The organism is Flavobacterium kochi (genome assembly GCF_048286715.1).
In the GTDB taxonomy this organism is placed as follows: Bacteria; Bacteroidota; Bacteroidia; order Flavobacteriales; family Flavobacteriaceae; genus Flavobacterium.
This window is the reverse complement of the sequence record NZ_JBLVPW010000015.1, coordinates 1-13,421: the sequence shown is the minus strand read 5'-3', so window position 1 is coordinate 13,421 and position 13,421 is coordinate 1. Positions and strand designations below refer to the sequence as shown.

Below are 13,421 nucleotides of genomic sequence, written 5' to 3'. Positions count from 1 at the left end.
TATATAAATATGCCAATTTTTGGAACAACAATTTTATCATTTATCCCCGGATGGAGTGCAGAAGGGGGGCGTTTTGCAATTGAAAAGACAGCTGAATATGGTTTTGATATGCTCGAAATTATTTTGCCAGCTTCATTGGATTTCGATGCTAAAACAACGAAAAATCAACTTGACGACAAAGGTATTTTGGGGCGCTGTACGTTGAATTTACCGGCGAACTGTCACATTCCTTCCTACCCTGAACAAGCTGTATTGCTTATCAAAACGGCCCTTGACAAAGTGGCTGAAATGGATGGTGATTTTTTAGGAGGAGTATTGCATTCTGCCATTGGCACATTCACTAGGCATCCTTGTACAAATGAGGAAAAGACAATCCTTCAACAAGTATTTACGGAAGTAGCAGATTACGCCAACGAACGCAACATTACGATTGCTCCTGAGCCAATTAATCGCTACGAAAGTTATGTGTTTACTTCAGCAGATGAAGTTTTAGATTTGATTGATGTTATAGGTACGAATAATATTGGATTGCATCTCGACACATTTCATATGAATATTGAGGAAAATAATTTTTATGACCCAATTATTCGCGCAGGAAATAAATTGAAACATATCCATATAACGGAGAGTGATCGCGGTATGACAGGTGAGGGCAACGTTCATTGGGATGATTTTTTCAAAGCTTTAGCGGAAATTAATTATCAAGGTCCATTAGTTCTTGAAAATTTTTCTTCCCAAATTACAGCATTGATTAGTCCAACCTCTTTATGGAGACCTTCTAAATACAACTCTGAAGATCTTGCAAAAGGAAGCCTGTTATTCATGAAGAAAATGGTCGATAAATGGTATCAGTAATCATAAGCGAAACTAAAATTAATTACCTAAATATATTGTTTTAAACAAAAAATAAAAAAAATGAAAAAGAAATTAAATGGTGTTTGTTTTGGAGAAATCCTTTTTGATGTATTTCTTGAACATAAAAAAATTGGTGGAGCACCACTAAATGTAGCTTCAAGATTAAATTCGCTAGGAGGGGAGGTTTCCGTTATCAGTGGAGTAGGGAAAGATACAAATGGAAAAGAATTAATAGATTATTTAAGTCTTTCTGGTATTAATACCGATGCCGTTCAGGTAAAGGAAAATTATCCAACGGGTTTGGTCAACGTTATTTTGAATGAAAAAGGAAATGCGTCTTATGACATCAATTATCCTTCAGCTTGGGATAAAATTGAAACTTCAACGGAGAATATTTCAATTGTTGAAAAAGCAGACTTTTTTGTCTATGGAAGTTTATCTTCTAGAGATTCTGTTTCCAGAAATACATTGGAACAACTTTTAGATGTGGCCAAATATAAAATATTTGATGTGAATTTAAGAGTGCCCCATTATACCAAGAAAAATGTTTTGGATTTATTACATGCGGCTGATTTTATAAAGTTTAATGATGATGAGCTAAATGAAATTTGCGAAGATTTAAATTCAAATAAAAAGTCATTGGAACAAAATATTAAATTCATTGCTAAGGAAACCAATACCGATACGGTTTGCGTTACTTTAGGATCTCATGGAGCGGTATTGTATTGTAATGATACCTTTTATCACAATTGCGGATTCAAAGTAAATGTAGTTGATACTGTGGGATCAGGAGATTCTTTTTTAGCGTCACTAATCATAATGCTCCTCAATGGAGAAGACCCTCAATACGCAATTAATTTTGCCAGCGCAGTTGGCGCTATTGTCGCTCAAAACGAAGGAGCTAACCCTGTAATTTCACAATCAGAAATAGATGAATTTTTATGTGGCTTTGAACAGGCAAACTATATAACCATGGAATCTAGTACGTTATTAATTTAAAAAAAAAACAATGAATCAATTCAAAAAAATTCCCGTAGTTAGTAAAGAATTTGTTTTCCAATTTATAATAATAACTATATTATTTGCTCTTTGGGGGATAGCTAATGATTTAACAACTCCAATGGTTTCTACTTTTAAAAAAGTTATGCCAGAACTTTCAAATACACAAGCTTCATTAGTACAATTTGCTTTTTATTTTGGATATTTTTTCATGGCTTTACCGGCTGCATTATTCATTAGAAAATACAGCTATAAATCTGGAATAATATTAGGACTACTATTGTATGCGACAGGTGCTTTTTTATTCTATCCGGCAGCACATTACCAAAGTTACACTTTCTTTCTTGTTTCACTATGGGTAATTACCTGTGGTTTAGCCTTTCTTGAAACAACTTCAAATCCTTTAATTTTATTTTTGGGCAATAAAGAAACAGGAACCCAACGTTTAAATTTAGCGCAGGCATTTAACCCAATTGGAGCAATAACTGGATTGGTTATGGCTCAATTTTTAATTATTAAAGAAATAAAATCAGATGACTACACACAAGAAGCCTATAAAGCTTTAAGTTCAAATGAGTTAGCTAGTGTTAGAGAAAATGATTTGAGTGTCATCAGCATTCCTTACATTGGATTGGGAATTTTTGTCTTAATAATTTTAATTATTATTATTTTAACAAAAATGCCTAAAACGGCACACGAAGATAAAATGTCCATATCTGAATCATTCAAAAAGTTATTTGCTAATAAAAATTATAAACATGGTGTTATAGCTCAAGCTTTTTATGTTGGTGCACAAATTATGTGTTGGACATTTATTTTTCAATACGTAGACAATATCAATAAAACATTTGGATTAGAATTAACTGCCACATATTACAACATAACCGCTATGATTTTATTTTTGTTAGGCAGATGGATTGGAACCGGTCTGATGAAAAACATAAATCCTTCAAAAATATTAATGGTATTTGGTATTGGAGGGGTGACATGCGCAGCTGGAGCGATTTTATTACAAGGAATGCCTGGATTAATTTCTCTAATATGTATTTCTATTTTTATGTCTATTATGTTTCCAACTATCTATGGAATAGCACTAAAAGACATGGGAGACGAAGCTAAAATTGGCTCTGCAGGCTTAGTTATGGCTATCGTTGGCGGAGCATTGATGCCTGTTATGCAAGGAAGTATTTTGGACTTGGGAGGCTCAGGATTTTCTGATATTAAATTTTTTGGATATATTCCAGAAGTAAATTTCTCATTTATATTGCCTTTAATTTGTTTATCAGTGGTAACGTTTTATGGCTATAGTACTTATAAATCGTCTAAAAAAAGTGAAGTAAAAATGGATATTGCAGATGTAGCGGTTTAATTAAATTAGTTGCAAGTATTAAAAAGAAACGAACGGTAGTAATATTGTTCGTTTCTTTTCTATTTTTAAATATATTACTCCATCATTTGTAAGTCAAAATTATAGTATTTAGAAATACAGACATAATGAGATATAAATTAAACATGTTACAAAATGAACTATAATTTATATTATGTAAAATAGAATTTTTAAGTAACTATCTATTTTAATACTTTTTAATTAAAATGCAAAAGCACTACCTTTTAGTAATGCCTTTTACATTTATAATTAGTTTAAAAACAAATTATTTAACAGAAAACGGTATATTCCAATTTTCCCAACTTAAAACAATACTGTTTTTATTTATTGTATAGACTAATTTTTCTGTACTGGAACTAGCGATTTGTTGTTTTACAGTAACCCTTAGCTGATCTTCTTTCTCTTTATATTTATAAGCTCCCCATTGTTTAGCCTCTTTATTAAAAATGATAACACATTCTTTTTCTGTTGGTATAACAAAAAAAGAATATTTTCCTGCTGGTAGTTTTGATCCCTCGATTGTAAGATCCTTGTCTGTTTCAAACGTGGTTGCTTCATTTGCGCCAGCACGCCAAACTTCATTGAATGGAACTAATCCGCCCCAGATTTGTCTTCCTTTAACTGAAGGACTGCTGTAATTGATACTAATTGTAGCTCCATTAATTTTCCCCATTGCAACAGCTGCCGGACTAGCCTTCTCTTGCGCATTTAAAAAATTAACAAACAGTAATACAAAGGCCAAAAAGGGTATTTTTTTAAGTAATCTCATGATTTAAAATGTTTTAGTTATGATTACAAACTTAAAATAACTTTATTTAATTTATAATAAATTCTTACTAATTTTAAGAAAAAAAATATGGATTGTATAAATTATTTGTTTTACTATAAAATTGACAGTCTTGTAATTATTTAATTTGCTATTTTTACAAACAATACTTTATTTTATTTGCCTAACTATGAATACAATTGCTGAGCACATTGCTGATTTTTTAAAGGAATATCCACCATTTAATCACTTAACGTTTGAAGAACTATCTGAAATAGCTACAAACATTCGCGTTGTAAATTTAGAAAAACATAAAATCCTATTTCAGGTAAATGATGTTTTACATGATAGTTTTTATGTTGTGGCTTCAGGAGTTATCAATTTATCCGTCATAGCAGATGCAGAAGAAACCCTATTGAATAAATGTAATTCTGGGGACATCTTTGGTCTGCGTCCATTTTTTGCCAAAAACAATTATATGATGACGGCTAAAGCCAGAGAAGAAAGTATTGTTTATGCTATTCCCATAGCTACTTTCCGGCCTTTTGTTGCCAATAATTCTGAAGTTTTAAACTTTTTATTAGAAAGTTTCGCCATAAATACGCGTAATCCAAAAGATAAAGAAAATTTAATAGGAAAACTTATTTCTGACAATGTTTTCTATTCTGATCAGCAATCGGAAATGCAATATTTTCAATCGTTATCCTATAATATTACCCCTTTAAAAACGACAGTTACGGCTATTGTAAAAGACGTTGCGCAATTGATGACCGAATCCTTAAAGAACAATATTGTAATCTGTGATAATAATATTCCTTTGGGTATAATTACGGATACGGACATGCGTTCAAAAATTGCCACCGGAAGATTTCCTATCACAATATCCGTTGATAAAATAATGTCATCACCTGTTATTACAGTTGTTGAGAATGTTTCTCTGGCAGAAGCTCAATTGCTTATGCTTAAACACAATGTAACTCATTTATGTGTGACGCAGGACGGTACAGATAAATCAGCTTTAAAAGGAATTATTTCCGAACATGATTTAGTAGTCGCTCAAGCCAGCAACCCTGGAGTTTTGATTAAAGAAATAAAACGTTCTCAAAATCCAAAAGAACTAAAACAAATACGGGAACGTTTGACGGATCTAATTCAGACTTCCCTTTCTAAAAACATACCGCTTTCCCATGTTTTCAATATAGCCAGTGAAATCAATCTGGCGATAATTAAACGCTCCGTAGAATTATCAATTTTAGATTTGGGCTCACCTCCTGCCCGTTTTGCTTGGCTGAGCATTGGTAGTCAGGGAAGAAAAGAGCAGTTATTATTAACTGATCAAGACAGTATTTTAATTTTTGAAGATGTCCCTGCAGATAAATACCGTGACGTGAAGGACTATTTCCTCAAACTTGGAAAAAGAACCACTGCCACACTCGAAAAAATAGGCTATGAACTGTGCCCGAACGGCCATATGGGAAGCAATATGATGTGGTGCAAATCACTGACTGACTGGACTAAACAATACGACAGCTGGATGAATACTCCAGGTGAAAATAGTAATGATTTAAGTAGTATTTTCTTTGATTACGAAATTACTTTTGGAGAACAAAAAATTGAAGATGCTATTGGAAACGTAGTATTAAAAAATGCAAAAAACAACACACTGTTCTTTGATTTCCTTGGAAATGATGCGTTAAGAAAAAACGCTCCACTGAGTTTTTTCAAAAAGTTCAATGTTGAAGAAGAGGGGCTAAATAAAGATAAATTTGATATAAAAACGCGAGCTTTAATGCCACTGATTGACGGCGCTCGTTTATTTACTTTGAATTATGATATTAGAGGAATTAATAATACATATCAACGATTCAAACAGCTAGCAATTATAGACCCTAAACATTCTGAAATCTATCTTAATTGTGCAGATGCCTTTTTGACATTGTCAAAATTTAGAACGTTAGAAGGTTTAAAAAATGATGCTTCCGGTCAATATATAAATTTGCATGAATTATCAAAAATTGACAAAGAAAAATTGAAAAATGCTTTAGTTCCAATGAAAGAATTGGAAGAGTTAATTAAAAGTAAATTTCAACTCACTCAATTTTCTTAACTATGCTAGACTGGCTGAAAAATTTAAATAAAGAATATCCTGAGTTTTGGAAAACTTATTTGGCTAAATTTGATAAAAAATCAACTCGATTTGTCGTTTTGTCGACAGAAACTTCAGGCCTGAACCCTGTTAAAGATGTTATTTTAGCAATTGGTTCTTTTGCTGTAGTGGATAATGGTATACTTATTGGCGACAGTTTTGAAACCGTTTTATTGCAATATAAATTTTTACACGATAACGGACTTTCGAATGAGTTCATAGTCGAAAGTAAAATGAAAAAACTTGGGGAACCCGAAGCGATACAAACGCTGATAGAATATATTGGAAATGCCGTCTTAGTTGGTCATCACATCCACTTTGATGTAGAAATGATTAATATGGCGCTGGAAAGATTAGGTTGTGGGCGATTGAAAAACGAAGCGCTGGACGTGGACGTCATGTATCGAAAACTTAATGACATTAATGATCAGCAATTTTCACTGGATGAATTATGCGACATCTATAAAATCCCTAAAAGTGATAGGAATTCTGCGTCTGAAGATGCTTACAAAATTGCATTACTCTTTTTAAAATTAAAATCAAGATTGGGAATAAAGTAATTTATTTCCAATCTTGATTTAGTAATTAAAAGCTTTCAAATTGATGCTTTCTTTAATTCAATCTAAGGCTATTCCTTCCCAAAAAAGCCCATGATGACTGATGGAAACAGGTTTTCTAATTTTCGTTCGCTCGTCAATTATAAAAGGAATTCCATTTATTTTATTTACTTTGACTTTAGAATTTAAACTCTTAATTGCATTAAAATATTCCTTTTTTACAACCGCAATAGAATGAATAAAATCATCGGTAATGTTTGTTTGTGTGAAATAGGTATTTCCATTACAAGTAACGCTCCCTAAAGTTTCATTCTCATAATGACATACTAATCTTAAAGGAATAAAGGCCCTCATTTGAGTTGCTCTATTGTAGATTTTATAGGCTGCTTCTTTTCTACTCCATAAATTCCAAACCATTACTTCTGGATTTATAGCATTAGAAATTAACAACTGCTCTTTTGGAGTAAAGACTTTTTCCAAAAAACCTTTACGTTTCCAATTGTTTTCTTTTCGGGCTAGAGCCAAATCTACAATATCATTTCCTATCATTTTTCACCCAAATTATTACCTTTGATTAATTGAATTCAGGACTGTTCTTTTCGGATAATTTTACCGCAATTATATGCATTGCAGACTTTAAATCAAGCATTTTTTCCATAGATCCATTATCTATTATTATATCAAATTTTTCTTCAATGTCTAAAATCACATCCACCAAATTGGCCGAATTAATTTTTAAATCGTTGATGAAATCAGTATCTTCCGTAAGCGCATCAAAAGCTTCTTGATTTTGAATATAGGGTTTTACGATATTTTTTAATTGTTCGATTGTTTGCTGTTTATCCATAGTTTATTTCTTACTGTCGATTCGTAGATTATTTTAAAATTTATTTCAAGATAACGATTAACTGCTAAAGTAGCATAAATTCACTAATTTTATTTTAAATATCAAATATGGGACTGCTTGTATTTCTTTAAAATTACACATGCATTCACGTCTCCAAAACCAAAACTGGCTTTCGCAACTATATTCAATTCTTTTTCAACCAATTCTCTTGGGATTCTTGAAACATCAATAAGAGCGGTAATTTCAGGGTTTAAATCCTCACAATTAATATTCGGAAAAATAAACCCTTGCTGCAATTGCAACACCGAGGCTACACTTTCTATACTCCCGGCTCCTGACAAGCAATGTCCAACCATTGATTTCAATGAGTTTATGTAAGGAAAATCTTTTCCTCTTCTTCCTAGGGCTTCACTCCAATTCTCAATCTCTAAAGTATCTTTTGATGTGGCTGTCAAATGACCGTTAATGGCGTCAATATCTCTTGGAGAAACCCCAGCATTTTTAATAGCATTTTTAATGCATTTTTGTACAGCTGTCGGATTTGGAGCGGTCATAGTACCTGCACCGCGCTGGCCACCAGAATTTGCATTTCCACCTAAAACCTCTGCGTAGATTTTAGCACCTCGTGCTACTGCACTTTCTAAATCTTCCAAAACTAAAGCCCCTGCTCCACTTCCCGGAACAAACCCGGAAGCACTGGCACTCATTGGTCTTGACCCTTGTTCAGGGGATAAGTTATGTTTAAAAGTACAGACTTTCATCGCATCAAATCCACCCCAAATATAAGGGCCGGAATCGCTGGTGCTTCCTGCCAAAATGCGTTTTGCTTGTCCTGATCTTATTCGTTCATATGCCATTAAAATACTTTCAGTTCCGGTGGTACAGGCCGAAGAATTGGTAGTGACTTGATTTCCTAATCCTAATTTCCCTCCTAAATAAGCACTCACGCCACTATTCATAGTTTGCGCCACAGCTGTACTCCCCAATCTTCGGGTTTGGAAATCATCTATTTTATAAATGCTTTCGCGAAATTTATCAATTCCAGAAGTTCCTGTTCCAAAAATAGTTCCGCTATCCCAATCCGGTTCTTCATTGGCTTCCACAGGTAATCCCGCATCTTTCCAAGCATCAATTCCGGCAATAACACCATATAAAATTCCAGTGGCAGTGAAATTTCTCAACTCTAATTCCGAAAAATAGTGCAATGCTAATTCCGTTGAAATTTCAGGTTTTCCGGCAATACAACAAGAAAACTGCAATCTTTCTAATTCTGGATCATGTTTGATTCCCGAAATTCCATTTTTTATGGCATGAGTAAAAGCGTCAAGTCCTACCCCATTTGGAGCAACAACACCGAGACCTGTTATAACTACTCTTTTTTTCATTTACAGTTTAAATTTGAAGTCAATAAAACAATTAAAATACTATTTTTTTAATAAAAAACTAAAATATCAAACGATCATTCCTGCTATTGTTCCCATACAGACCATTTCTTTGTTTTCATTTATCATCTTCACTTTACATTTTAATTTTCCAAACCTAAAATATAATTTTTCTGAAATTACTGTTATTTTTTCATTTGGAAAAACAGGTTTTAAAAATTCTATTTCCATTGATGTTAAAGCAATTGATGTTTTTTTACTAAAGGTATCCTTTAATAAAAAAATTCCCAAACAAACCAATCCTGTCTGTGCCATAACTTCAGTTAAAATTACTCCGGGAGTAACGGGACGATCTTTAAAGTGCCCTTTGTAAAAATATAAATTTTCATCAAATGTATACGTACCTTCCACTCCATTTTCATTGATATTGATTATTTCTTCAACAAACAGAAAAGGTTTTGAATACGGTAATTTAGCTATAATTTCTTCTTTTGTCATATTTTACTTTTTTATCATTTCTCGTTAATCGAAATGACAAGATTGACTATTTAGAATTGTAACAAAACCCGTTGTGCCGAAAATCCTGGACCAAAACTCAACATTAATCCTTTCTCGCCTTTTTTAGGTTTGCCATCCATAATTCGTTCCAAAACATACAAAACTGTAGCGCTAGACATGTTTCCGTACAAACGCAATACTTCTTTGGTATCATTTATATTCTTTCCTAAATCAGAAAATAATGCGTCCACTGTTTGAATAATTTTTTTCCCGCCTGGGTGAAAAATTAAATGATCGATTGTGTCAATTGTTTGATTATTCTTCTCTAAAAAAGGATTAATAATATCAGGAAAATGCGATGCAATAGTTTCCGGAACTTCTATATCTAATACCATTTGTAAGCCCGAATTCGTGAGTTTAAAACCCATCATATGAATATTATCATAAAAATGATACATTTCTTCAGCCAGAATTTCTGGACCATCCTCATCCTGATGGGAAGAAAGCAACACACAGGCCGCTCCGTCGCCAAAAATAGCAGCGCTTACAATATTAGACATTGAAAAATCACCAATTTGAAATGTCGCTGTCGGGCTTTCAACAGCAATTACCGCCGCGCGTTTTCCAGGATTGGCCTGCAAGAAATTTTTAGCATAAATAATTCCAGAAATCCCGGCGGCACAGCCCATTTCAGTTACCGGAAGCCGGACTATATCCTGACGTAACTTTAATTTATTAATCAAATAAGCGTCCAATGAAGGAATCATAATTCCGGTACAGCTCACTGTAATAATGTAGTCTAGATCTTGGGGATTCCAATTGGCCTTTTTTAAAGCTTTTTCTAATACTTTTTCGCCTAAATCGATTACTTCTCGAACATAAATATCATTTCTTTCTTCAAAAGAAGTTTTAGTAAAAACCTCAATCGGATCCATAATGGAATACCGCTTATCGACCGCAGCACCTTCAAAAATTTTTTTTACTTTTCTAATGAAACGTTCGTCTTGTCCTGACAGCCAAGTGTCCAAAAATGGAATGATTTCTTCTGTTGTTCTGCAGTATTTGGGTAGTTGTTTTGTAACAGCTTTTATTTTTACACTCATATTTTCGAAATTATCCACTGGTAGCGAAAGGCCCATTTCCAATGAATTTTATAGTTGCTAAAATTTAATTTTTCTGAAAAATTAATCAGTTCTTTTTTTCTAAACCCCCTTAAAATTGAAATTAAGCCATCTTCACGTGGCATATCATTTAATCGAAAAACAAAACATAATACCTGAAATAGCCGGTAGGCAACAGGACTTCGCTGCAGGTCATTGATAACAATTCCAATTTTAGAATTACGATTAAAAACGTGTAACAGATGAATAATTTCATCTTCTTTAAAATGATGTAATGTCAACGTACACAAAACAATATCGTATTTTAATTCTTCAAAAGGTTTATCAAATATATCTTCACATTGGTACGCTATATTCCCATATTTTTCAGATAATTTTCGCGCATGACGGATTGTAAAAGCATTAGCATCTATGCCAATTAATTGAAATTTCAGCTTATTTTTTAAGCCAAAGTCGGCTAATGTTCGTAACATATCGCCGTTCCCGCAACCTACATCCACAATTCTAATTTCATTTGATTTAGAAACAGTCCGAATCAAATTCTGAATGCCTCGTAAAGTTAACTGGTTTCCTCCCAAAAGCCTATTGATTTTGGCTATTTTATCTAATGCATCACGTAAGATTTCTCCTTCCATGGCAAAATCGTCCATAGTTTCAGGTTCATCCGTTCTGTATTTGGTATTTAAGGGCATTAATATGTTTTAAAGTATGGGTTTTCCATGCGTTTTTTTTATAATTTGTGTCAATATAAACGGAAATGTAATTACTATAAGCATTAGTACTCCTGATAGTTTTTGCCTTTGCAAAAGATTCGATAAAAAATGCCCTATTTTTAGTCTTTTTCTAAAATTAGAATTCCATTCCTGAAGGTATTTTTCTTCTAATTTATTTCTGGATTTGATTTCATTATTGAAATATTTCTCTATTAATTCCGAAACAATTTTAGCGCTGTGAATTGCCATTGCCATGCCATTACCACATAAAGGATGAATTAATCCGGCGGTATCTCCAATCATTAAAATATGATTTTCAACTGCTTGTTTTTTTTCAAAAGAAATTTGGCTTATTGTTAATGGCTTTTCGAAAAGCAAACTGCTTTTTTTAAAAATTGCTTTTAAATGTGGGTTTTGAGAAATAACATTATTTTGATAGTCCGCTACGTTTTTAAACTTTTTAAAGGTTTCGTAATCTGCTAAATAACAAATATTAATGGCATCATTTTCAACTTTTGAAACACCGCAATAACCGCCTTTAAAATTATGCAATCCAACCAAATCACTGGGAAAATCTCCTGAATAATGACCTTTTACAGCCAACCAGGGGGATTTTTTCTGAATGAAATTACGAGAAAGTTTTTGATCAATGGGAGAACGTTTTCCAAAAGCTCCAATTACCATTTCAGATTCCAAAACCAGTTTGTCGGAAGTAGTAACAGTAAACATTTCATTTTCAAAAACAATTGTTTCTACAGTGTTTAGAATGATCTTACAGCCATTTGCAATTGCTTTTTTATATAAATATTCATCTAAGGTGTACCGACTAATTCCAAAACCCCCAAGCGGTAAAATACTTTTAATTTTTTTGCCGCTGACCGTTGAAAATTCAAGTTTTGTGATAGCTGTGGGATACAAATCAACTATTTTTAAATCCAGCCAATTGAGATAAGGCAAAACTTCATTAGAAATGTATTCGCCACAAACTTTGTGTTTTGGAAATTCATTTTTTTCTACAACGGTAATTTGAAATCCAATTTTGGATAGATGAATTGCTGCAGTTAATCCTGCTAGGCCACCACCAATAATTAAAACTTCATTGTTTTTCATAGAGCAGTAAATTTATGAATTTGTTTGAGAATGCAGCTATAATATTTAATATAAAACGTAAATAATTTTATACAATAATAAACTGGAACTCTATTCTTTTAAGAGTCTATCAAACAGTATAATCCCAAAAAAAAGCTGTTTTATCACAAACAGCTTTTAATTAAATTTACAACTTTCCTTCTTTTATTTCTTCTACAATTTCAGGGTTTAATAAGGTTGTGGTATCTCCAAAATTAGAATAATCTCCTTCGGCTATTTTGCGAAGGATCCTACGCATGATTTTTCCGGAGCGCGTTTTTGGTAAACCGGAAACAAATTGAATTTTATCGAGTTTAGCAATTGGACCAATGTGATCCGTTATGTGTTGATTGATCTCTTTGATAAGGTTTTCTTTATTTCTCGTTTCTCCCGTTTCTTTTAGAATAACAAAACCATATAAAGCATTTCCTTTGATGTCATGAGGAAAACCTACAATAGCTGATTCAGCAACTGCCGGATGCTCATTAATGGCGTCTTCAATTGGAGCAGTTCCCAGATTGTGCCCTGAAACGATAACCACATCATCTACACGACCCGTAATTCTGTAATAACCTACTTCGTCACGCAAAGCTCCGTCACCAGTGAAATATTTCCCCGGGAAGGTAGAAAAGTAAGTGTCTTTGTATCTTTGATGGTCGCCCCAAATGGTTCTGGCGATTCCAGGCCATGGGAATTTAATACACAAGCTACCTACCACTTGATTGCCTTCAATTTCATTTCGTTTTTCGTCCATTAATACAGGTTGAATCCCTGGTAATGGCAAAGTAGCGTAAGTTGGTTTAGTTGGCGTCACAAAAGCAATAGGTGAAATCATAATGCCTCCCGTTTCGGTTTGCCACCACGTATCTACCACCGGGCATCTTTTATCTCCGACATGGTCGTTATACCAGTGCCAAGCTTCTTCATTAATGGGTTCTCCTACTGAACCGATTACTTTTAATGACTTTAAAGGAAATTTTTGTACATATTCTAAGCTTTCTTTAGCCAAAGAACGAATCGCA

At 33.2% G+C, this 13,421-nt stretch carries 14 protein-coding genes; 5 read left to right on the top strand and 9 right to left on the bottom strand.

Annotation, left to right across the window (positions count from 1 at the left end):
• The first annotated feature begins 9 nt into the window (after nt 1-9).
• From ACNQGH_RS13915 to fucP, 3 genes are read left to right on the top strand one after another with little or no spacing between them, the layout of a single operon-like run.
• A complete protein-coding gene (locus tag ACNQGH_RS13915) occupies nt 10-855 on the top strand; it encodes a sugar phosphate isomerase/epimerase family protein (RefSeq protein ID WP_417956620.1) in 846 nt (281 codons plus the stop codon).
• 60 nt (nt 856-915) lie between these two features.
• On the top strand, nt 916-1,854 hold the full coding sequence (locus ACNQGH_RS13910; RefSeq protein WP_417956619.1) for a carbohydrate kinase family protein: 939 nt from the start codon (nt 916-918) through the stop codon (nt 1,852-1,854).
• Nucleotides 1,855-1,864: 10 nt separating this feature from the next.
• Nucleotides 1,865-3,223: an L-fucose:H+ symporter permease gene (gene fucP, locus ACNQGH_RS13905; protein WP_417956618.1), complete on the top strand. Its 1,359-nt coding sequence runs from the start codon at nt 1,865-1,867 to the stop codon at nt 3,221-3,223.
• Between the two features lie 283 nt (nt 3,224-3,506).
• Here fucP and ACNQGH_RS13900 read toward each other — a convergent pair whose 3' ends face one another.
• Complete coding sequence (locus ACNQGH_RS13900; protein ID WP_417956617.1) at nt 3,507-4,010, bottom strand: DUF2911 domain-containing protein; 504 nt, start codon at nt 4,008-4,010, stop codon at nt 3,507-3,509.
• 187 nt (nt 4,011-4,197) lie between these two features.
• Between ACNQGH_RS13900 and ACNQGH_RS13895 the strand changes: the two genes are divergently transcribed.
• Nucleotides 4,198-6,114 (top strand): DUF294 nucleotidyltransferase-like domain-containing protein, encoded by a 1,917-nt coding sequence (locus ACNQGH_RS13895; protein ID WP_417956616.1) that lies wholly within the window; start codon nt 4,198-4,200, stop codon nt 6,112-6,114.
• 2 nt (nt 6,115-6,116) lie between these two features.
• The gene (locus ACNQGH_RS13890; protein WP_417956615.1) at nt 6,117-6,713 is read left to right on the top strand and encodes a 3'-5' exonuclease; all 597 of its coding nucleotides are present in this window, start codon (nt 6,117-6,119) and stop codon (nt 6,711-6,713) included.
• Between the two features lie 57 nt (nt 6,714-6,770).
• On the opposite strand, the gene ACNQGH_RS13885 is transcribed toward ACNQGH_RS13890, so the two are convergent.
• From ACNQGH_RS13885 to ACNQGH_RS13850, 8 genes are all read right to left on the bottom strand, one after another.
• Nucleotides 6,771-7,259, bottom strand: coding sequence for a 4'-phosphopantetheinyl transferase family protein (locus tag ACNQGH_RS13885; protein ID WP_417956614.1), 489 nt, complete (start codon nt 7,257-7,259; stop codon nt 6,771-6,773).
• Nucleotides 7,260-7,284: 25 nt separating this feature from the next.
• Nucleotides 7,285-7,557: an acyl carrier protein gene (locus ACNQGH_RS13880; protein ID WP_417956613.1), complete on the bottom strand. Its 273-nt coding sequence runs from the start codon at nt 7,555-7,557 to the stop codon at nt 7,285-7,287.
• 101 nt (nt 7,558-7,658) lie between these two features.
• Nucleotides 7,659-8,942: a beta-ketoacyl-[acyl-carrier-protein] synthase family protein gene (locus ACNQGH_RS13875; protein ID WP_417956612.1), complete on the bottom strand. Its 1,284-nt coding sequence runs from the start codon at nt 8,940-8,942 to the stop codon at nt 7,659-7,661.
• 66 nt (nt 8,943-9,008) lie between these two features.
• Complete coding sequence (locus tag ACNQGH_RS13870; protein ID WP_417956611.1) at nt 9,009-9,437, bottom strand: 3-hydroxyacyl-ACP dehydratase FabZ family protein; 429 nt, start codon at nt 9,435-9,437, stop codon at nt 9,009-9,011.
• A gap of 50 nt (nt 9,438-9,487) precedes the next feature.
• Complete coding sequence (locus tag ACNQGH_RS13865) at nt 9,488-10,540, bottom strand: type III polyketide synthase (protein WP_417956738.1); 1,053 nt, start codon at nt 10,538-10,540, stop codon at nt 9,488-9,490.
• Entirely contained in the window at nt 10,537-11,250 is a 714-nt protein-coding gene (locus ACNQGH_RS13860) for a methyltransferase domain-containing protein (protein ID WP_417956610.1), read from the bottom strand. Before ACNQGH_RS13860 ends, ACNQGH_RS13865 begins: the two co-directional genes overlap by 4 nt.
• A 9-nt stretch (nt 11,251-11,259) precedes the next feature.
• Nucleotides 11,260-12,381 (bottom strand): NAD(P)/FAD-dependent oxidoreductase, encoded by a 1,122-nt coding sequence (locus ACNQGH_RS13855; protein ID WP_417956609.1) that lies wholly within the window; start codon nt 12,379-12,381, stop codon nt 11,260-11,262.
• 166 nt (nt 12,382-12,547) lie between these two features.
• On the bottom strand, nt 12,548-13,421 hold an 874-nt coding region (locus ACNQGH_RS13850; protein ID WP_417956608.1), incomplete at its 5' end, for an AMP-binding enzyme.

What these genes read in the sequence shown, in the direction of transcription:
- ACNQGH_RS13915 (WP_417956620.1), top strand. Translation starts at nt 10, where the DNA reads ATGCCAATTTTTGGAACAACAATTTTATCATTTATCCCCGGATGGAGT.
- ACNQGH_RS13910 (WP_417956619.1), top strand. Translation starts at nt 916, where the DNA reads ATGAAAAAGAAATTAAATGGTGTTTGTTTTGGAGAAATCCTTTTTGAT.
- fucP (WP_417956618.1), top strand. Translation starts at nt 1,865, where the DNA reads ATGAATCAATTCAAAAAAATTCCCGTAGTTAGTAAAGAATTTGTTTTC.
- ACNQGH_RS13900 (WP_417956617.1), bottom strand. Translation starts at nt 4,010, where the DNA reads ATGAGATTACTTAAAAAAATACCCTTTTTGGCCTTTGTATTACTGTTT.
- ACNQGH_RS13895 (WP_417956616.1), top strand. Translation starts at nt 4,198, where the DNA reads ATGAATACAATTGCTGAGCACATTGCTGATTTTTTAAAGGAATATCCA.
- ACNQGH_RS13890 (WP_417956615.1), top strand. Translation starts at nt 6,117, where the DNA reads ATGCTAGACTGGCTGAAAAATTTAAATAAAGAATATCCTGAGTTTTGG.
- ACNQGH_RS13885 (WP_417956614.1), bottom strand. Translation starts at nt 7,259, where the DNA reads ATGATAGGAAATGATATTGTAGATTTGGCTCTAGCCCGAAAAGAAAAC.
- ACNQGH_RS13880 (WP_417956613.1), bottom strand. Translation starts at nt 7,557, where the DNA reads ATGGATAAACAGCAAACAATCGAACAATTAAAAAATATCGTAAAACCC.
- ACNQGH_RS13875 (WP_417956612.1), bottom strand. Translation starts at nt 8,942, where the DNA reads ATGAAAAAAAGAGTAGTTATAACAGGTCTCGGTGTTGTTGCTCCAAAT.
- ACNQGH_RS13870 (WP_417956611.1), bottom strand. Translation starts at nt 9,437, where the DNA reads ATGACAAAAGAAGAAATTATAGCTAAATTACCGTATTCAAAACCTTTT.
- ACNQGH_RS13865 (WP_417956738.1), bottom strand. Translation starts at nt 10,540, where the DNA reads ATGAGTGTAAAAATAAAAGCTGTTACAAAACAACTACCCAAATACTGC.
- ACNQGH_RS13860 (WP_417956610.1), bottom strand. Translation starts at nt 11,250, where the DNA reads ATGCCCTTAAATACCAAATACAGAACGGATGAACCTGAAACTATGGAC.
- ACNQGH_RS13855 (WP_417956609.1), bottom strand. Translation starts at nt 12,381, where the DNA reads ATGAAAAACAATGAAGTTTTAATTATTGGTGGTGGCCTAGCAGGATTA.